The organism is Streptomyces sp. NBC_00523, assembly GCF_036346615.1.
Classification (GTDB): Bacteria; Actinomycetota; Actinomycetes; order Streptomycetales; family Streptomycetaceae; genus Streptomyces.
Genome location: NZ_CP107836.1, coordinates 2,530,604 through 2,550,465 on the forward strand (window position 1 = coordinate 2,530,604; position 19,862 = coordinate 2,550,465).

The 19,862-nt window shown below is 73.4% G+C and carries 15 protein-coding genes; 7 read left to right on the forward strand and 8 right to left on the reverse strand.

All coding sequences use genetic code 11. The features are described 5' to 3' along the window. Positions 1–35 precede the first annotated feature (35 nt). A complete protein-coding gene (locus tag OHS17_RS11385; protein WP_330312067.1) occupies positions 36–824 on the forward strand; it encodes a sugar phosphate isomerase/epimerase family protein in 789 nt (262 codons plus the stop codon). A gap of 6 nt (positions 825–830) precedes the next feature. Here the strand turns inward: OHS17_RS11385 and OHS17_RS11390 are convergent, their stop codons facing one another. Further along, positions 831–1,718: an EamA family transporter gene (locus OHS17_RS11390; protein ID WP_330312068.1), complete on the reverse strand. Its 888-nt coding sequence runs from the start codon at positions 1,716–1,718 to the stop codon at positions 831–833. Positions 1,719–1,819: 101 nt separating this feature from the next. Here OHS17_RS11390 and OHS17_RS11395 point away from each other — a divergent pair, with 101 nt between their 5' ends. Both OHS17_RS11395 and OHS17_RS11400 read left to right on the forward strand, forming a co-directional pair. Then, on the forward strand, positions 1,820–2,728 hold the full coding sequence (locus tag OHS17_RS11395; RefSeq protein ID WP_330312069.1) for a LysR family transcriptional regulator: 909 nt from the start codon (positions 1,820–1,822) through the stop codon (positions 2,726–2,728). A gap of 126 nt (positions 2,729–2,854) precedes the next feature. Further along, the gene (locus tag OHS17_RS11400) at positions 2,855–4,711 is read left to right on the forward strand and encodes a glycoside hydrolase family 3 protein (protein WP_330312070.1); all 1,857 of its coding nucleotides are present in this window, start codon (positions 2,855–2,857) and stop codon (positions 4,709–4,711) included. Between the two features lie 44 nt (positions 4,712–4,755). Here the strand turns inward: OHS17_RS11400 and OHS17_RS11405 are convergent, their stop codons facing one another. Beyond that, positions 4,756–6,231: a S28 family serine protease gene (locus OHS17_RS11405; protein WP_330312071.1), complete on the reverse strand. Its 1,476-nt coding sequence runs from the start codon at positions 6,229–6,231 to the stop codon at positions 4,756–4,758. A gap of 131 nt (positions 6,232–6,362) precedes the next feature. Further along, a complete protein-coding gene (locus OHS17_RS11410; RefSeq protein ID WP_330312072.1) occupies positions 6,363–6,779 on the reverse strand; it encodes a hypothetical protein in 417 nt (138 codons plus the stop codon). Between the two features lie 185 nt (positions 6,780–6,964). Here OHS17_RS11410 and OHS17_RS11415 point away from each other — a divergent pair, with 185 nt between their 5' ends. Beyond that, positions 6,965–7,459 (forward strand): hypothetical protein, encoded by a 495-nt coding sequence (locus tag OHS17_RS11415; RefSeq protein WP_330312073.1) that lies wholly within the window; start codon positions 6,965–6,967, stop codon positions 7,457–7,459. Between the two features lie 9 nt (positions 7,460–7,468). Here OHS17_RS11415 and OHS17_RS11420 read toward each other — a convergent pair whose 3' ends face one another. The 5 genes from OHS17_RS11420 to speB all read right to left on the reverse strand — a co-directional run bounded on the left by OHS17_RS11420 (position 7,469) and on the right by speB (position 16,754). Further along, the gene (locus OHS17_RS11420; RefSeq protein WP_330312074.1) at positions 7,469–11,209 is read right to left on the reverse strand and encodes an ABC transporter ATP-binding protein; all 3,741 of its coding nucleotides are present in this window, start codon (positions 11,207–11,209) and stop codon (positions 7,469–7,471) included. A 121-nt stretch (positions 11,210–11,330) separates the two neighbouring features. Continuing rightward, entirely contained in the window at positions 11,331–12,782 is a 1,452-nt protein-coding gene (locus tag OHS17_RS11425) for a serine/threonine-protein kinase (protein ID WP_330312075.1), read from the reverse strand. Between the two features lie 191 nt (positions 12,783–12,973). After that, positions 12,974–13,933 (reverse strand): serine hydrolase, encoded by a 960-nt coding sequence (locus tag OHS17_RS11430; protein WP_330312076.1) that lies wholly within the window; start codon positions 13,931–13,933, stop codon positions 12,974–12,976. Positions 13,934–14,103: 170 nt separating this feature from the next. Continuing rightward, positions 14,104–15,789, reverse strand: a complete 1,686-nt coding sequence (locus tag OHS17_RS11435) for a thiamine pyrophosphate-binding protein (protein WP_330312077.1) — start codon at positions 15,787–15,789, stop codon at positions 14,104–14,106. Beyond that, a complete protein-coding gene (gene speB / locus OHS17_RS11440; RefSeq protein ID WP_330312078.1) occupies positions 15,786–16,754 on the reverse strand; it encodes an agmatinase in 969 nt (322 codons plus the stop codon). The genes OHS17_RS11435 and speB overlap by 4 nt, the downstream gene beginning before the upstream one ends. Positions 16,755–16,958: 204 nt before the next feature. On the opposite strand from speB, the gene OHS17_RS11445 reads away from it, so the two are divergent. The 3 genes from OHS17_RS11445 (at position 16,959) to OHS17_RS11455 (ending at position 19,849) form a co-directional block, all read left to right on the forward strand. Beyond that, positions 16,959–17,216 carry a hypothetical protein gene (locus tag OHS17_RS11445; RefSeq protein WP_330312079.1) on the forward strand — a complete coding sequence of 86 codons (258 nt, stop codon included), beginning with the start codon at positions 16,959–16,961 and terminating at the stop codon, positions 17,214–17,216. An 85-nt stretch (positions 17,217–17,301) separates the two neighbouring features. Beyond that, positions 17,302–18,642, forward strand: coding sequence for a type VII secretion integral membrane protein EccD (eccD, locus tag OHS17_RS11450; RefSeq protein WP_330312080.1), 1,341 nt, complete (start codon positions 17,302–17,304; stop codon positions 18,640–18,642). Positions 18,643–18,706: 64 nt separating this feature from the next. Continuing rightward, positions 18,707–19,849 (forward strand): MinD/ParA family ATP-binding protein, encoded by a 1,143-nt coding sequence (locus tag OHS17_RS11455; RefSeq protein WP_330312081.1) that lies wholly within the window; start codon positions 18,707–18,709, stop codon positions 19,847–19,849. The last annotated feature ends 13 nt before the right edge of the window (positions 19,850–19,862 follow it).

Sequence of the window (19,862 nt, forward strand, 5' to 3'; positions counted from 1 at the left end):
CGGCGGCACCACGGAACGACGGAAGGAACACGCACGTGAAGCTCGCTTTCTCCACCCTCGGGGTGCCGGGGCTGCCCATGCCCGAGGTCGTCCGGCTGGCCGCCGACCACGGCTACCAGGGGGTCGAGCTGCGCGCCCACCCCGAGGAGCCGGTGCACCTGGGCCTCGGGCAGTCCGAACGGGACTCCGTGCGCGCGGAGTTCGAGCGCGGCGGGGTCGAGATCCTGAGTGTGGCGGGGTACGCGAAGGTCGCCGCCGAGGGGTACGACCAGCCGGTCCTGGACGAGCTGGCCGCGCTGACCGAGCTGGCCCGGGACCTGGGCGCGTCGTACGTCCGGGTGTTCCCCGGGGGCGGCGAGCAGGACCCGGAGGAGGCCGACGCGGCCGCCGCGCGCAGGCTCGGGGCGGCCGCTCCGTACGCCGCCGACCTGGGCGTACGCCTGCTCCTGGAGACCCATGACTCGCACCGGGCGGGGGCCGACGCGGCCAGGGTGGCCGGGACGGTGGGGCACAAGAACATCGGTGCGCTGTGGGACGTCATGCACACCTGGCTGGCGGGCGAGGAGCCGGTGGCCAGTCACGCGGTGCTGGCCCCGCACCTCGGCTACGTACAGGTGAAGGACATCGCGTCGGCGGACGACACCACGCCGCTGGCGCTGGGTGCGGGGGTGCTGCCGCTGCGGGCGTGCCTGGACACGCTGGACCCGGACGGCTGGGTCTGCTGGGAGTACGAGAAGCGCTGGTACCCGGAGGCGGCGGAGCTGCCGGGGCTGCTGGGCGCGGGGCGGGAGCACCTGCTGCGGCTGGGCGCGCCGAAGCAGTAAGCGGTCTCAGGCGGGTACCGGTTCCGGGGCGGGCGCGCGGCGCGTCCCGGTCAGCGAGGTGAGCGCGACCCCGCCGACCAGGAGCGCCGCCGCGCACCACCGCAGCGGGCTCACCGACTCGTCCAGCACCAGCGCGGCCGAGGACATCCCGAAGACGGGCACCAGCAGGGTGAAGGGGGCGACGGAGGACGCCGGGTAGTGGCTGAGCAGGAAGCCCCACGCGCCGAAGCCGAAGACCGTGGCGATCCAGGCGACGAAGACGAGGGCCCCGGCGCCGCTCCAGTCGAGCCCGGCCAGCGCCGCGCGGTCGCGGTCCCAGCCCTCGAAGAGCAGCGAGAGCCCGAGCAGCGGCAGGACGGGCACGGTCGAGACCCACACCATGAAGTTGAGCGGGTCGGGCGGGGCGGCCTTGCGGGTCAGCACGTTGGACACACCCCAGCAGGCGGCCGCCGCGATCACCAGGACGAAGGCGAGCACGGGCCCGCTCGCGCCCTCGTCCACCGCCGCGACACCGATCCCGGCGAGCGCCACCGCCATGCCCAGGAGCTTGGTGCGGCCGGGCCGTTCGCCCAGCGCGACGGCCGCGAAGAGCGCGGTGAACACGGCTTGGACCTGGAGGACCAGCGAGGAGAGCCCGGCGCCCATGCCCCGGTCCATGCCGATGAAGAGCAGCCCGAACTTGGCGACCCCGAGGGCCAGTCCGACCCCGACGATCCATCTCCAGGCGACCTTCGGGCGCCCCACGAAGAAGACGGCGGGCAGGGCGGCGACCAGGAAGCGGAGGGCCGAGAAGAGGAGCGGCGGGAAGTGGCCGAGGCCCAGCTCGATGACGACGAAGTTGACACCCCAGACGGCTGCCACCAGGGCGGCCAGGGCGATGTGAAGGGGACGCATGGACCGAGGATCACCCGCCCCGACCATGTAGCACCAGCGCGCGTTTCTTCATGGTGGAATTGAGCATCGCTAACGAATGAAGCCCGCCCCGGAGGCCTCGGATGCTCGATCTCGCCCGGCTGCGCGCGCTGCACGCGGTCTCCGTCCACGGATCCGTCGCGGGTGCGGCGGCGGCCCTCGGCTACACCCCGTCGGCGGTCTCGCAGCAGATCACCAAGCTGGAGCGGGAAACCCGCACGACTCTGCTCGAACGGCGCGGGCGGGGCGTGGCGCTGACCGAGGAAGCCGTCCATCTGGTGGCCGCCGCCCAGCAGTTGCTGGCGATCGTGGAGCGCGCGGAGACCTCGCTGGAGGAGCGCCGGGGACTGCCGACGGGGCGGCTTTCGGTGGGGGCGTTCCCCTCGGCCGCGCGCGGGCTGCTGCCCGGAGCGCTGGCGGATCTGGACCGCGAGCACCCGGAGCTCGACGTCCGGATGACCGAGGTGGACCCGCATCTCTCGGTGGACCTGGTCGCGAAGGGGGTGATCGACCTGGCCGTCGCGCACGACTGGGACATCGCCCCGCTGCCCGCTCCGGAGGGCGTGGAGCAGGCGGTGATCGGGGACGACCTGTGCGACCTGCTGGTCCCGGCGGGGCACCGGCTGGCGGGGCGGGACGGGGTGCGGCGCGAGGAGCTGGCGCGGGAGCGGTGGATCTGCCAGCCGCCGGGGACGGTCTGCCACGACTGGCTCGTACGGACGCTGCGCGCGGCGGGGTACGCGCCGGACATCCGGCACCAGGCGGAGGAGAACCACACCCAGCTCGCCCTGCTCGCCGCCGGTCTCGGGGTCGCGATGATCCCCCGGCTGGGGCGCGGGCCGCTGCCGGAGGGCGTGGTGGCGGTGCGAATGGACCCGGTGCCGGTGCGGCGGCTGTACGCGCTGTGGCGGACGGGGGCGGCCCGGCGGCCCGCGATCACGGCGGCGGTCGCGGCACTCCAGACGCACGGGGCGCGGGTGGGTCTGCGGTAGGCGTGGGGCACCTGAGACGCGCTCAAAACGGCCCGCACCCTTGACCGGAAGTTATTTTCTGGATATCCGTGCTCCTTGGAAGTTTCTTTCACCCCCTCGTCACCGAGAACGGCCGAAGGAGCTCACGTGCACCACCGCACCTCCAGACGCACCCTCCTCACCGCCACCGCGGCCACCGCGGTCGCCGCCGCGGCGGGCATGGCGACCGCCCCGGGCGCCGCCGCCTCCCAGCGCCCCGGCTCCGCGCACAGCAGCCACACCTCCGCCGCCACGACCCGGCGGCTGAAGCGGCTCATCTCCCGGATGAGCCTGGAGGAGAAGGTCGGCCAGCTCTTCGTCATGCGGGTCTACGGGCACTCCGCCACCGACCCCGACCAGGCCGACATCGACGCCAACCTCGCCGAGATCGGGGTGCGTACGGCCGCCGAGATGATCGCCAAGTACCACGTCGGCGGGATCATCTACTTCGCCTGGGCGCACAACACCCGCGACCCGCACCAGATCGCCGAGCTCTCCAACGGCATCCAGCGCGCGGGCCTCGCGGGCCCGTCCCGCGTGCCGCTGCTGATCTCCACCGACCAGGAGCACGGTATCGTCTGCCGCGTCGGCGAGCCCGCCACCCTGATGCCGGGCGCGATGGCGCTGGGCGCGGGCGGTTCGCGCTCCGACGCCCGCAGGGCCGGGCAGATCGCGGGCGCCGAGCTGGCGGCGATCGGCATCAACCAGAACTACGCGCCGGACGCCGACGTCAACGTGAACCCGGCCAACCCGGTCATCGGCGTCCGCTCCTTCGGCTCGGACCCGCAGTCCGTGGCGGACATGGTCGCCGCGCAGGTGAAGGGGTATCAGAGCGCCGGGATCGCCTCCACGGCCAAGCACTTCCCGGGCCACGGCGACACCAGCACCGACAGCCACACGGGCCTGCCGGTCATCGGCCACACCCGGGAGCAGTGGGCGGAGCTGGACGCGCCTCCGTTCCGGGCGGCCATCGCGGCGGGCATCGACTCGATCATGACCGCGCACATCGTGGTGCCCGCGCTCGACCCGGCCGAGGACCCGGCGACCCTGTCGAAGCCGATCCTCACCGGCATCCTGCGCGAGGAGCTGGGCTACGACGGGGTCGTGGTCACCGACTCGCTGGGCATGGAGGGCGTGCGCACGAAGTACGGGGACGACCGGGTGCCGGTGCTCGCGCTCCAGGCCGGCGTGGACCAGTTGCTGAACCCGCCGAGCCTGGAGGTCTCGTGGAACGCGCTGCTGGCAGCCGTCAAGAGCGGTGAGGTCAGCGAGACCCGGCTGGACGAATCGATCCTGCGCATCCTGCGCCTGAAGACGAAGCTGGGCCTCTTCGAGCAGCCGTTCGTCTCCGGGCGCGGGGTGGACCGTACGGTCGGCACCCGGGCGCATCTGGCCGCCGCCGACCGGATCGCCGAGCACACGACGACCCTGCTGGCCAACGAGGCCCGGCTGCTGCCGCTGTCGCGCCGCTCGCACCGGAACCTGCTGGTGGTGGGCGCCGACCCGGCCTCGCCCTCGGGCACCACGGGCCCGCCGACGACGACGCTGGCCGAGGCGTTCGACGAGCTGGGCTTCGCCGCGACCGCGCTGTCCACCGGGACCGCGCCCACCCAGGCGTCCATCGACGCGGCGGTGGCGGCCGCGCGGGGCAAGGACGCGGTGGTCGTGGGGACGTACAACGTCACGGCGACCAGTTCGCAGCGCACCCTGGTCAGCGCACTGGCCGCGACGGGCGTCCCGGTGATCACGCTCGCCATCCGCAATCCGTACGACATCGCGCAGCTGGCGGGGACCGGGCACAAGGCGCACCTGGCCGCGTACTCCTGGACCGACGTCGAACTGCGCGCGGCGGCCCGGGTGATCGCGGGCCGGGCCCGCCCGGAGGGCCGTCTTCCGGTCCCGGTGCAGCGGGCTGACGACCCGTCGAGGGTGCTGTATCCGGTGGGGTACGGACTGAAGTACTGAGCACCTCCTGCCCCGGTGGCGGCGGCCACCGGGGCAGGATCACCTCACGGGCGCCGGACGCCGAGGCGGTGGTCCGTCGTCAGGTCCTTGTTGTCGAGCCGTGCGTCGAACTTCGCGAGCGGCTTCGCCTTGGACTCGTCCTGCTGGACGGCGGCCGGGGCGACGCCCGCCCAGCGCAGGATCGCGGCCGTGGCCGTGGCGTTCTCCGAGGGCACGAGACCCGCGACGTTGGAGCCGTGGTTCCCGCCGGGCTGGGTGAACACATAGCTGTCACGGGCGCCCGCCCCGAGCCGGAAGCGCTCCGCGCCCCAGGGGTCGTTCTCGCCGTAGACGTACAGCATGTGCGTGGCGTGGTGCTTCACCCAGGTGTCGACGTCCCGCATCGCCCCAGGCTGGAACCGCATCGGGATGGAGCGCGGCACGAAGTTGCGCGGCGGCTGGTAGCCGTAGCGGCTGAGCTTGCCGAGCCAGGGCTGCTTGATGTCGGGCGAACCGAGCTGGGTGCCCGCCTGGTAGTAGTACGGGGTGTAGTTGGCCAGGCCCTGATCGGCGTAGGCGGAGAAGCCGGAGATCGCGTCGACCGAGTCCCAGATCTCCTGGTCGGTCGCCTTCTTCGCGTCGGCCGGGAGGCCGTCGCAGTCGGCGAGCAGGCTGTACTGCCAGAACGCCCACACGTAGTCCATGACGACGGCCTCGTACGCCTTGTCCAGCGAGCCGACCGTGTCGAAGGTGTAGCCGTTGTCGGCCGCGTACCGCGCGTACTTCTCCTCCAGCGGCGCGCGGCGGATCAGGGCCTCGCGCTGGACGCCGCTCAGCTTGTCGCGGCACTCCTTGGTGCCGACCTTCGCGAAGAACCGGTCGTACGCCGAGTCCTCGTTGTTCACCACGTCGTTGGGCGCGACGTAGGCGACGACGCCGTCCATGTCCTTCGGGTAGAAGCGCTCGTAGTACGTGGCGGTCATGCCGCCCTTGGAGCCGCCGGTGGTCAGCCAGTTCTTGGAGTAGATCCGCTTGAGCGCGGTGAAGACGCGGTGCTGGTCGCTGGCCGCCTGCCAGATGTCCAGCTTGGACCAGTCGGCGGGCGACGGGCGCGACGGGGTGAAGTAGCGGTACTCCAGCGAGACCTGGTTGCCGTCGATGATCCGGGTGGGCTCGGAGCGGCTGGGGTTGGTGGAGACGTTGTAGCCGCCGGTGAAGAAGACCGTGGGTCGCGAGGTGTCCTTGTGCAGCAGGGTGATCCGCTGCTGGAACGTTCCCTTGGACGGGTGGCGGTGGTCGACGGGCTGGGTGTAGTTGAGGACGAAGTAGCGGTAGCCCGCGTAGGGCTTCTCCTCGATGAGACTCATGCCCGGGATGGCCAGGATGCGGTCCTTGATGTCCGTGCTCGTTCCGCTGTCGCTCACGGCGGTGCCGAGCGGTGCCGGTACGGCGGCGGTGGCCGCCCCGGCCGAGGCACCCGTCGCACTCACCGTGCCGATGAGCACCGCGAGCGACAGGATTCCTCTGAGCGCCTTACGCATGCGTGTCCTCCCCTGAGCCGTCTCCGGAGTCCCGCGAGACGCCTCTTGGTCCACAGCTGACGCGGTGAACCTAGCGGGGCAACACCCGCACCACCAGACCCCCTTGCCCGGGTCCGGGAACCGTCACCCGGTCAGCACAGGATCCAGCCGGTGCGGGCGCCCTTGCCGTCGACGGTGCCGGAGACCCGCACGCAGCGGTTCAGCGCGTGGACGGTCAACGGGCCCGCCAGCTGCGTGAAGCGGCCGCTGTCCGTGACGGGCAGGCCGCCGCGCGGCTGGATGGTCACGGACATGGCGCGGCGCTTGCCGGGCTTGGTGGCGACCGCGGTGACACAGGCGTAGGCGCGGGACTTGTAGACGCGGAGCTCGCCCGTCGCGAACTTCACCGTCTTCTTCGGGCGGCCCGCGCAGACCGAGGCGGCGTCCGCGCTCCCCGCGACCGCCCCGCCGGTCACCAGTGCGAGGGCGGTGGCCAGGGCGAGGACCACGGCATGGCGGCGGAGCCCTCGCCGCGCGCCCCGGGCGTGTCCTTCGGTCCCTCTGGTCACAGCAGCCCCATCGCTTCATCGAACATCCGCGCCTCTACCCGACACCTGGGCGCATATGCCTGTACCTGCGTACGACGCGGGAGGCCATCCGGAGGTTGCATCCGGCGGGCCCGGCACCTGCGGGAGCCGGGGCGACCCACCATGGAGCCCGACAGGACAGACCACCACGAAAGGCAGGAACCGTCATGACCCGAACCCGCTCAGCCCGGCGCACCGCCGGTCGTACGCTGCTCGCCTCCGCGCTCCTCGCCGCCGCCGTCGCCGTGCCCGCCACCGCCGCCGCGGACGCCCCGCGCGAGGCGGCCGCCGGGGCGACGGTCACCGACGAGACCGCGACCCAGGAGTCCCGGCTGGTGGACGACTTCTACAGCGCGTACATCGACGCGGTGGCCGCCGAGGACGGCGGGGACCTCGCCACCGCGCTGCGCGGGTTCTACCTCACCCCCGAGCTGCGCGAACGCCTCGCGGGCTGGGAGGCGTCGAACCACGCGGACGGCGTGCTCCTCGCCCAGGACGTCCCCGCCGACCACCTGGTCACCCCGGGCCACAGCGGCGCCGGGCACACCTGGTCCACGGTCCGGCTCACCTGGGGATCGCCCCAGGACCCCACGTACACCTATCTGACCGTGCGCTCCGACCTCGCGACCGGGAAGATCTCGGCGATCCGCGACGACGCGTAGGGCCTGTCGTCACACCCCCGCGGGCTCGTCCTCCCCTATGAACGTGCGCCACAGCACCGCGTAATGGCCGTCGCGGGCCAGGAGTTCGTCGTGGGTGCCGTCCTCCACGACCCGGCCGTGGTCCATCACCACGACCCGGTCCGCGCGGGCGGCCGTGGTCAGGCGGTGGGCGACGACGAGCGTGGTGCGGCGGCCCGCGAGCCGGTCGGTCGCCTGGTTCACCTGCGCCTCGCTGGCCAGGTCGAGCGAGGCGGTCGCCTCGTCCAGGAGCAGGATGTCCGGGTCGACCAGCTCGGCGCGGGCGAGCGCGATCAGCTGACGCTGTCCGGCCGAGAGGTTGCGGCCCCGCTCGGCGACCTCGTGGAGGTAGCCGCCGTCCAGCGTCGCGATCATGTCGTGCGCCCCGACCGCCCTGGCGGCCGCCTCCACCTCCGCGTCGGTGGCGTCCGGCCGCCCGTAGGCGATGGCGTCGCGCACGGTCCCGGGGAAGAGGTACGCCTCCTGCGGTACGACTCCGAGCCTGCGCCGGTACGCGGTGAGCCCGAGCGCGCGCAGGTCGGCGCCGTCCACCGTGATCCTGCCGTCGGTCGGGTCGTAGTACCGGGCGACCAGCTTGACCAGGGTGGACTTCCCGGCCCCGGTCTCCCCGACGAACGCGACGGTCTGCCCGGCCGGGATGCGCAGGTCGACGCCCCGGAGGGCCGCCTCCTCGTCCCCGTAGGCGAAGGACACGTCCTCGAAGGCGATCTCGCCGCGCAGTTCGCGGACGTGGCGCGGGTCGTCGCGGTCGGTGGTGGAGGCGGGCTCGCGCAGGAGTTCCTGGATGCGGCCGAGGGAGACGGCGGCCTGCTGGTAGCCGTCGAAGACCTGGGAGAGCTGCTGGACGGGCGCGAAGAACAGGTCGATGTAGAGCAGGTAGGCGACCAGCGCGCCCGCGGTGAGCGTGGCGTCGTCCACCCGGTGGGCGCCGACGATCAGCACCGCCGCCGCGGCCACCGAGGACAGCAGCTGGACGAACGGGAAGTAGACGGAGATCAGCCACTGCCCGCGCACCCGGGCCTCGCGGTATTCGTCGCTGCGCGCGGCGAACGCGTCGGCCCCGTCCCGCTCGCGCCGGAACGCCTGCACGATGCGGAGGCCGGCGACGGACTCCTGGAGGTCGGCGTTGACGACGCTGATCCGCTCACGGGCCAGCTCGTACGCCTTGACGCTCTTGCGCCGGAAGAAGACGGTCCCGACGACGAGCACGGGCAGGGTCGCGAAGACCACGAGGGCCAGTTCCACGTCCAGGACCAGCAGCGCGACCATGATGCCGAGGAAGGTGACGACGGAGACGAAGGCGGTGACCAGGCCGGTCTGGAGGAACGTGGACAGCGCGTCCACGTCCGTCGTCATCCGGGTCATGATGCGCCCGGTCAGCTCGCGCTCGTAGTAGTCGAGCCCCAGGCGCTGGAGCTGGGCGAAGATCTTCAGCCGCAGCGCGTACAGCACCCGCTCGCCGGTACGGCCGGTCATCCGGGTCTCGCCGATCTGGGCCGCCCACTGCACGAGGACGACGACCAGGGCGAAGGCGGACGCCGTCCAGACCGCGCCCAGCGCGAGCTGGGTGACCCCGTCGTCGATGCCGTTGCGGATCAGGACCGGGAGCAGCAGCCCGGCCCCGGCGTCCACCGCGACCAGGCCGAGGCTCACGAGGAGCGGCAGCCCGAAGCCGCGCAGCAGTCTGCGCAGCCCGTAGGAGTCCTCGGGGCGCACGGCGCGGGCCTCGTCCACGTCCGGGGTGTCGGTCGCCGGAGGCAGGGCGTCCACCTGGGCGAGCAGTTCGGGCGTGGCGGGCGTACCCGCCGTGTCGCCGCCCCGGTCCTGCTCCCGGCGCACCCACAGCGCGGGCGTGATGCCGCGCTCGGCGTCGAACGCGGCGTCGATCTCCTCCTGGAGCGCGCGGTCCCCCTCCGGGTCCTCGGGGGCCGCGGCCTGGCGGTGGCCGGGTGAGGGGCTGCCGAGCTCGTCGGGGTCGGTGAGCAGGCGCCGGTAGAGGGCGCAGCGGCGCTCCAGCTCCTCGTGGGTGCCGAGGTCGGCGAGGCGGCCGTCGTCGAGGACGGCGATGCGGTCCGCGAGGTTCAGGGTGGAGCGGCGGTGGGCGATGAGCAGCGTCGTACGGCCGGCCATCACCTGGCGCAGGGCCTCGTGGATCTCGTGCTCGACGCGGGCGTCCACGGCGGAGGTGGCGTCGTCCAGGAGCAGCAGGCGGGGGTCGGTGAGGATGGCCCGGGCGAGGGCGATGCGCTGGCGCTGGCCGCCGGAGAGGGTGAGGCCGTGCTCGCCGACTTTGGTGTCGTAGCCGTTCGGCAGCTCGGCGATGAAGCGGTGGGCCTGGGCGGAGCGGGCGGCCTGTTCGATCTGCTCGTCGGTGGCGCCGGGCAGGCCGTACGCGATGTTGGCGCGGACGGTGTCGGAGAACAGGAAGCTGTCCTCGGGGACGAGGCCGATCGCGGCGCGCAGCGAGTCGAGGGTGAGCTCCCGCACGTCGTGGCCGCCGACGAGGACCGCGCCGTGCGTCACGTCGTAGAAGCGCGGCAGCAGCAGCGAGACGGTGGACTTGCCGCTGCCGGAGGCGCCGACGACGGCGACGGTCTCGCCGGGCTCGATGGTCAGCGAGAAGCCGTCGAGGACCGGGCGGCGCTTGTCGTCGTAGCCGAACCGCACGTCCTCGAACTCGACGCTGGCGGGGGCATCGGCGGGGAGCTCCTTGGTGCCGTCCTTCATGGTGGGCTCGGTGTCGATGAGCTCCAGGACGCGTTCCACTCCGGCGCGGGCCTGCTGGCCGACGGTGAGGACCATGGCGAGCATCCGGACCGGGCCGACGAGCTGCGCGAGGTACGTGGAGAACGCGACGAACGTGCCGAGGGTGATCTCGCCCCGGGTGGCCAGCCAGCCGCCGAGGGCCAGCATCGCGACCTGGCCGAGGGCGGGCACGGACTGGAGGGCGGGGGTGTAGCGGGAGTTCAGCCGGATGGTGCGCAGCCGGCCCGCGAACAGCTTGCGGCCGACCTCGCGCAGCTTGCCGGTCTCCTGCTCCTCCTGCCCGAAGCCCTTGACGACGCGGACGCCGGAGACGGCCCCGTCCACGACTCCGGCGACGGCGGCCGCCTGCGACTGGGCGTACCAGGTGGCGGGGAAGAGGCGGGCGCGGGAGCGGCGGGCGATGTACCAGAGGGCGGGGGCGACGGCGACGGCGACGAGGGTCAGCAGCGGCGACAGCCACGCCATGATGACCAGGGAGATCAGGAACAGCAGCACGTTGCCGATGGTCATCGGGAGCATGAAGAGCAGGCTCTGGATGAGCTGGAGGTCGCTGGTCGCGCGTCCGACGACCTGCCCGGTGGACAGCTCGTCCTGGCGCTTGCCGTCGAGCCGGGTGATCGTCCCGTACATGCCGGTCCGCAGGTCGTGCTGGACGTCCAGGGCGAGCCGGCCGCCGTAATAGCGGCGGATGTAGGTGGAGGCGTAGACGAGGGCGGCCGCCACGATCAGCAGGCCGGTCCAGACGGCGAGGGGGCGGGTGTGGCCGACGACCACGTCATCGATGATCACCTTGGTGATCAGGGGGACGAGGGCCATCACGGCCATGCCGGCCAGCGAGGAGCCGAGCGCCAGCAGGACGTTGCGGCGGTAGCGCCAGGCGTAGCCGCTCAGTCTCCGCGCCCAGCCGCCCCGCTGCCCGCGTTCCGTCTCCCGTGCGTCCGCCACCCGGTGCCTCCCGTCCGACCTGATCCGACGGAAGGCACCAACGCGGGGCGTCGCGGATTTCATCCCTCCGCAACAAATACGGGACCTGAGACGTAGGTCCCTGCGTTCCAGTGGGCCGCGTTCAGCCGTCTCGGTCGTCCTCCCCGTCCCGGGCCGGTGCTGTCTTCTCCGGGTGGCCGGGCGGCTGCCGAGGCGACGCGGTCTCCGTGGCGCTCGGTGTCGCCGGCGCTGACGGGGTTCCCTCGCCTGGTGTGGCCGGCGCGGTGGGAGACGTCTTCGAGGGGGCGGGCGTCGTGCTCCTCGTGGGCGTGGCCGGGGGTGTCGATGTGTCCGAGCCGGGGGCGGGAGTGGAGGTGACGGACGAGGCGGAGGAGGTACGGGGTGATGGCGTCTCCGCGGTACGGGTGCCGACCGCGGCGTGCGGACGGGTGGACCGTGCGGCCGGTGGCGGGGTGCTCGTCGTCCCGTGCTCGCCTCCGTCGTTACGGGCGTGAGCGCCTCCCGTGGGGGCGGTGGAGGCCCGGGTCGTGTCCGGGCCGGCGTCGGACGGGGCGGAGCTTCCCGTGACGGCGAGTACGACCGCTGCGACGGCGGCGAGGGCGACGCCTCCGCCGGCCATGGCGGTGCGTCCGCGGGTGCGGCGGGTGTGGTCGGCCCCGGCGCGCGGCGGACCGGCGTGTCCGGGCTCTGCCGCCCCGGCCGGCCCGGGCACGGCGCCGGGCGAAGGGAGGGGGAGCGTGTGCGCCGTGCCGGCCGGCGCCGTCAGGGCGTGGGCGCAATCGCGGGCCGTCGGGCGGGCCTCGGCGTCCTGGGCCGTCATCCGGCCGAGCAGGGCGCGGAACTGCTCGGGTACGTCGGGCGGCACGGCGGGCGGGCGGTGCAGGCGGGCGATCGCGGCTTCGACGGGGCCACCGCCGTACTCCAGCCTGCCGGTGAGGCATTCGATGAGCACCAGGCCGAGGGCGTAGACGTCGGCGGGTCGTCCCACGGACCGGCCGAGTACCTGCTCGGGGGCCAGGTAGGACGCGGTGCCCACGAGTGTGTCGGTCGATGTCCGGGTCGTTGCGTCCAGGGGCCTGGATATGCCGAAGTCGGCCAGGTACGGACGGTGTGCGGAGTCCAGGAGGATGTTGGACGGCTTGACGTCGCGGTGGACGATGCCCTCCTCGTGGGCGTGCGCCAGCGCGTGGGCGAGGTCCGCTCCGAGTTCCGCGGTGGCGTCGAGGGACAGTGGCCTCTCGGCGATGCGGTTCTTCAGCGTGGTGCCCTCGACCAGCTGCATGACCAGGAAGGCGCGTCCGTCGTGGTGTCCGGCGTCGAAGGCGGTGACCAGTCCGGGGTGGTGCAGCCGGGCCAGGATCTGTGCTTCGCCACGCCAGCTCTCCTCGGTGTCGAGGGAGGTGTCGGGCCGGAAGACCTTGACGGCCACCGGTCGTCTCATCGTCAGGTCGAAGCCCCGGTAGACGTCCGCCGCACCGCCCGAACCGAGAGTCTCGTCAAGACGGTACCGACCGCTGAGCACCTCGGCGTGAAGCCGGGAAGCCGTGGCCTGAGCAGATTCGCGAAGCCTCATTCCCTCTCCTACTGCGTTGGGGGGCTTACGCCAGTCGGTGATGCGGAACCGACGCTCCTTGAGACGCCGCCTACCCGGAAGAGCGGCGCGCAGCCCTGCCGATCGCGGTCCGTCGGCCTCGGCCCCTCCTCCGCCCCGGCTCGGGCCCGGTAGGAGACGGGCCCGAGCCGGGGCGAGAGGCCCCGGGCCGCCTACCGCGGGTTGGCGGTGAGCATGCGGCCGGCGGGCGCCTCCGGGACCGGCGGTACGGCTTCCTGCGGGGCGACGGGGGCGGTGAAGACCCTGCGGTGCATGATGCGCGGGTTGAGGTCCTTGTGGACGACCCGGGCGACGGCCTGGATGGTGTTGATGCCGTCGTTCATCGTTTTGTTGTCCTGGGTGAGCACGGTCAGCCCGTAGTCGTGGCCGTTGCCCGTGAAGGCGCCGATGCTGTGGACCCGCCAGCCGTGGGTGGAGCGCTGCAGCCAGCCGTTCTTCAGCTGGACGGTGGTCCCGGTGACGGCACCGGCCGGGGTGCCCCAGCGCTGCGAGGAGACGACCTTCTTCATCAGCCCCAGCTCGTAGGAGCGGGCGCTGTCGGTGAGCACGGAGTTCTTCGAGGTGAGCAGGGTGAGCAGCCGCTGCTCGTCCTGGGCGGTTATCTGGGTCAGGCCCCAGTAGCCGCCGGAGCCGGGCACGGTGTGGGTCATCCCGGCCGCCTTGAGGAAGGCGTTGACCTTGGTGGTGCCGAGCTGCTTCCACAGGGCGGTGGTCGCGTCGTTGTCGGACTTGGTGATCATCTTGGTGCTGAGGTCGATCTCGCGCTGGGTGAGGTAGCGGTTGTGCTGGGAGTTGTCCCACAGGAGCGTGGCCAGCACGGTCGCCTTCACGACGCTCGCGGAGTCGTACGTGGTCGTCGCGCGCAGCGTGCACGTGGTGCTGGTGGACCGGTCGTAGAGCGCGAGCGCGACGGTGGACTTGCGGCCCTTGAGCGCGGCGGTGATGTCCTTGGTCAGCTGGGCGGCGAGCCCGGCCCGCCCGGAGGTGCAGCTCACCGAGGTGGTCGCGGCGGACGCGGGCGCTGCGGCGAGCGCGACGGGCGCGAGGACCCCGGCGGCGACGGCGGCACAGAGCGCGGCGCGGCGGCGCCCGGTGGTACGGGACGTGGTCATGGTGTGTTCCCCCTGAACGATTCCTGCGGGCGGCCCCCCGGCACGCCCGCAAGAGATGACTCGCGGGCGGCGGGAAGGTTGTACGCGCCACAGGTCCCGTCGGGGGCCTGTTACAGGTACGTCGAATTGCGGGTGTGCGGGCTTACGGGTGTGGCTTGCGGGTGCGCGGCTTACAGGTGTGTCGGCTCGAACATCGTCAGGTGGGCCGGGAGTACGACGACCGAGGGGCCCCGCCGTCCGAACGCCTCCGCCAGGTCCGCGGCGAGCGTTTCGGGGCTCGTGCGGACGGCCGGGACGCCGAAGGACGCGGCGAGGGCGGCGAAGTCCGGGCGGGCCAGCTCCGTACCGGTGGTCTCGCCGAAGGCACCGGTGAGGTACTCGCGCAGGATGCCGTAGCCGCCGTCGTCCACGATGAGCCAGGTCACCGGCAGGTCGTACTGCCGGGCGGTGGCCAGTTCCGCGACGGAGTACATCGCGCCGCCGTCGCCGGAGACCGCGAGGACCGGCCGGGTGGGGTCGGCCACCGCCGCGCCGAGCGCCGCCGGGAAGGCGTAGCCGAGGCCGCCCGCGCCCTGGGCGGAGTGCATGGTGTTCGGGCGGCGGGCGTCGAACGCGGCCCAGGCCCAGTAGCCGAGGATCGTCATGTCCCAGAAGCTGGGCGAGGCGTCGGGCAGGGCGGTCCGGATCGCGGTCAGCAGGTCCTGTTCCAGGTCGCGGCCCTGGCCGACGATCCGGTCCCGGACCCGGGCGAGCACCCCGGCGGCCCGGTCGGCCGCTGCCGGGTCCTCGCGCGGGGCGACCGCGTCGATGAGGTCGGCGAGCGCGTCGCGGGCGTCCGCGTGGATGCCGAGCGCCGGAAGGTTGGCCTCCAGCTTCCCGGCGTCCGCCTCGATCTGGATCACCCGGCCGCGCGGGGCGAACGTGTAGTAGTTCGAGGAGAGTTCGCCGAGTCCGGAGCCGACGACGAGCAGGACGTCGGCGTCCTCCAGGAAGTCGGTGACGTGCCGGTCCTCCACCCAGGACTGGAGCGAGAGCGGGTGCTGCCAGGGGAAGGCGCCCTTCCCGCCGTACGTGGTGACCACCGGGGCCTTGATCTTCTCGGCCAGCGCCCGCAGCTTCCCGGACGCGTCCGACCGTACGACCCCGCCGCCCGCGACGATCGCCGGGCGCTCGGCGTTCGCGAGCAGGTGCGCGGCGACCGCGATGAGCTCCGGGCGGGCGTGGAGCTCGCGCGGGGTGGCGTCCGGGGCGAGGACGACGGGCAGCCCGGTCGCCGCGTCCAGGACGTCCTGCGGGATCTCGACCCAGACGGGGCCGTGCGGGGCCGTCAGCGCGGACTCCCAGGCGGCGGCGATGGCCGACGGGATCTGCGAGGCGGCGCGCACGGTGTGGACGGACTTCACCACGTCCCGGAACGACGCCTGCTGGTCGCGCAGCTCGTGGAGGTGGCCGTGGCGCCCGCCGCCCAGACCGCGCACCGGGATCTGGCTGGAGACCGCGAGCACCGGCGCGGAGGCGGCCGCCGCCTCCTGGAGCGCGGCGAGCGAGGTCAGCGCGCCGGGCCCGGTGGACAGGAACAGCGGGGCGACCTCGCCGGTGATCCGCCCGTAGGCGTCGGCCGCGAAGCCCGCGTTGTTCTCGACGCGCAGCCCCACATACTGGAGCGACGAGCGGCGCAGCGCGTCGAACAGCGCCAGCGCGTGCTGTCCGGGCAGCCCGAAGACCGTCGTCGCGCCGAGCCCGCGCAGCGTCTCGACGACGAGGTCGCCGCCGGTGCGTCCGGGCGGGGGGTTCAGCGCGGCCTCGATCTGCGCCGGGGTGAGCTCGGGCCGCTCGTCGTGGTGGTCGTGACTCACTGCTGGCGGGCCTCCGCGATCTGGCGGGTCATGATCGTCGTCAGCTCGTACGCGGTGTGCGAGGCGGCGACGGAGGTGATCTCCGCGTGATCGTACGCGGGGGCGACCTCGACCAGGTCGGCGGAGACCAGGTGGCAGGAGGACAGGCCGCGCACGATCTCCAGGAGCTCGCGGGAGGTGAGGCCGCCGGCCTCGGGGGTGCCGGTGCCGGGGGCGTGCGCCGGGTCCAGCACGTCGATGTCGATGGAGATGTACAGCGGCCGGTCGCCGATGCGCCGGCGCAGCTGGTCCGCGATCTCGTCCACACCGCGCCGCATCACGTCGGCGGAGGTGACGATCCCGAAGCCCATCTTGGCGTCATCGGTGAGGTCCTGCTTGCCGTAGAGCGGGCCGCGGGTGCCGACGTGGGAGAGCGCCGAGGTGTCGAGGATGCCCTCCTCGACGGCCCGGCGGAACGGGGTGCCGTGGGTGTAGGCGGCGCCGAAGTAGGTGTCCCAGGTGTCGAGGTGGGCGTCGAAGTGGAGCAGCGCGACCGGGCCGTGCTTCTTGGCGACGGACCGCAGCAGCGGCAGCGCGATGGTGTGGTCGCCGCCGAGCGTCATCAGCCGGGCGCCCGTGGACAGCAGCTCGTCGGCCGCCGCCTCGACGGTCTCCACGGCCTCCTCGATGTTGAACGGGTTGGCCGCGATGTCCCCCGCGTCGGCGACCTGCGCCAGGGCGAACGGCGAGGCGTCCTGCGCCGGGTTGTAGGGGCGCAGCAGGCGCGACGCCTCACGGATCGCGTTGCCGCCGAAGCGGGCGCCGGGCCGGTAGGAGACACCCGAGTCGAACGGCACCCCGACGACGGCCACGTCCGCCGTGCCGACCTCGTCCAGGCGGGGCAGCCGGGCGAACGTCGCGGGGCCCGCGTACCGGGGGATGCGCGAGGAGTCGACGGGGCCGCGGGGCGTCTCGTTGCTGGTCATGACGGGGGGTGCCCTTTCCTGGGATGCGTGTGCCGAGGCGACGCTAGGCGGCCGCGGGGGCGGACTGAAGTGTACGTTTCGTCCACTCACCCACCGGAACGGATGAAACCGCCACGCCCCGGCCCCACGCGCCCCTGATCCGGCCACCCGAGGTGTCCCCGTCGTCACCCCATGCCTTATGTTGCAGTGGCAAAGGGGGGTCGCATGGCACGGGATTACGACAGTCAGCTGCTGGAGTCGGTGGGAGTACGCCGCCGGCGGATGCGCGACGCGCTCCTGTTCGGCACCGGCCGTGCGCGGCGGACGGCCGACGAGCGCCTGGGCAAGGTGTTCGCGGGCATCGCCATCACCGCGGTGCTGTGCGCGGGCTGCGTCGGCTGGTCCTTCCTCCAGCACACCCTGGACAAGCAGAAGGCCGAGCAGGAGAAGCAGCAGCGGCAGTACCAGCAGTCCACGCACTGAACGACTGCCCGAACGCCCTGTTGTCTCTGCTGCCCCCGACATTCCTGGACGTCGCGATGATTGGTTCTCGTCAGTGAGTACGGCAATGGCTTCCCGCGCGGAGATGAGCCGGGTGACCCTGGTCGGTGAGCGGCGCCGCGCGGATCTCGTCCTGCCGTCCGACACCCCGGTCGGACAGCTCCTTCCGGACATACTCCAGCTGCTGGACGACCGGGCCGCGTCCCGCCCGCTGACCCGGCAGCTGCTGACCGCCGACGGCTCGGCGCTGCCGCACGACGCCACCCTGGCCTCGGCGGGCATCGGCGACGGTGCCGTGCTCCGGCTGGTCCGCATCCACGCGGCCCCGCCGGCCCCGGTGGTCCACGACGTCACGGACCAGGTGGCGGACAGCCTGGACCTGCAGACCTGGCGCTGGCGTCCGGCCGCGCGCCGCGTCGGCGCGGGCGCGGCGACCGTGGTCTTCGCGGTGATCGCCGCGCTGCTCGCCCGCCGCGAGTTCCCGCTGGGCGCGCTGGCCGGGACGCTGGCGGGCGTCACGGTCCTGCTGGTGGTGGCCGGTGCGCTGGTCGCCCGGCTCGGCCGGGGCAACCGCTCGCTGGCGACCGCGCTGCTCCTCGTCTCGGCCGGGCTCGGCGTCCTCACGGCGTGGACGGCCGCCGACGCGCACGACTGGTCCGGTGCGCTGCGGCTGGCGGCCGTGGCCGGGGCGGTCGCCCTGTCGCTGGTGCTGCTCGGGCTGCTCTCGCCGCTGGGCCGGGGCGGGCTGATCGGCGGGCTGGCCACGGCCGTGATGACGGGGGTCTGGGAGGTCGTCGCGGCCGTCACGTCGGACCCGGCCCGGCTCGGCGCCGTGATGGCCGTGTTCTCCGTGGTGCTGCTCGGCCTGCTCCCCCGGCTGGCGCTGATGGCGTCGGGCCTCACGGGGCTGGACGACCGCCGCTCGGGCGGCGCCTCGGTCAGCCGCCACGACGTGGGCAACGCGCTGGCCGCCACGCACCGGGGCCTCGCCCTGGCGACGCTCGTCACGGCGGTGTCGGCCGCCGCCGGGGGCCACCTCCTCACCACGGCGGACCGGCCGACGGTGTGGACGGTGCTGCTGCCGTGCCTGGTCGCGGTGGTGCTGCTGTCCCGGGCCCGGGCGTTCCCGCTGGTCGCGGAGGTGGTGGCGCTGTTCGCCGCCGCCGCGTTCACCGGGGTGCGGCTGGTGATGCTGTGGCTGGACCACTCCGGGGGCGGGGGGCCCGTCGCGGTCCTGTGCGCGGCCGCGCTGCTGCCCCTGCTCGCGCTGGTGGCGGAGCCGCCGGAGCACGTACGGGTGCGGCTGCGGCGGACGGCGGACCTGATCGAGTCCATCGGCGTCGTGGGGCTCTTCCCGCTCGCCGTCGGGGTGTTCGGCGTCTACGGGCAACTGCTGAACAAGTTCTGACGACTCCGAGACCACACACGCGGGCGCTCCCGGCGGGGCATCGAAGCGGCGAAGAAGGGCAGACATGCCGAACGCGGACCACAACTGGCAGGGCGACCTCCTGCGCGACCTGAAGAGCACGGGGCCGGCCGGGGCCGGGACCCCGGCGGACCCGCGCCCCTCGGTGCCGCCCGCGCGCCCCGAGCCCACCGCGCAGGGCCCCGCCGCGCACGAGGCGGCCCACGCCCATGCCCACGCCCAGGCCCCCGCAGCCCGCGCCTGGCCCGGGACGCCCGCGCCTCCCCCCACCCCCGACTCGCTCCCGGTGATCGACAAGGCGATGGCCGCCGTGGCGCGGCGGCCGGTGCGCGGTGAGGCCGTCGCCCTACGGGCCGCGCGCGCCGTGCGCCGTATCGTCTCCGGGTCCGCCGCCCGGGAGGTCGCCGCGCTCACCCGTACCGCCGAGGTGCTCCAGCAGCCGGTGACGACGGGGCGGCAGATCGCGGTCACGTCCATCCGGGGCGGCGCCGGCAAGACCACGGTGACCGCGCTGCTCGGCACCACGTACGCGCACTACCGGCAGGACCCCGTCCTCCTCGTGGAGGCCGACCCGGCGCTGGGCTCGCTGCCGCTGCGGCTGGGCGCCGAGGCACTGCGGTGGACCACCGCCGACCTGGCGGACATCGCGGTGCCGCAGATGTCGCTGCTCGACGTCACCGGCTATCTCGTCCAGCTCCCGGACAACGCCTGGCTGCTGCCCGGCAGCCAGGGCCGGATCGGGGCCATGGTCGACACCGTCACGTACGAACGGGTGATGGTCGCCCTGCGCCGCTACTTCGGGGTGACCGTGGTGGACTGCGAGACGCTGCCCGCCGAGGTCGCCCGGGTCGCCCTGTCCGCCGCGCAGGCCCGGGTGATCGCCGCGCCCGCCACGCTCGACGGCGTGACCAGCACGTACTCCGTGCTCCAGTGGCTGCGGGCGCTCCCCGCGCACGTCATCGAGGGCACCGTCGTCGCGCTCTCCGTGACGACCCCGCGCCCCGGCATCGACGTCGACGCGGCGGCCGAACGCCTCGCCTCGGCCGGCGCCCGCGTCCACGTTCTGCCGTACGACCGGCACCTCGCGGCCGGCGGACCGCTGCGCACCGAACTGCTCGCCCGCCCGGCCCGGCTTGCCGCCACCCGCCTCGCCGCCGAGGTCTTCGAGCTGTCCCAGAAGCGCCGGTGATCCCGGTGCCGAG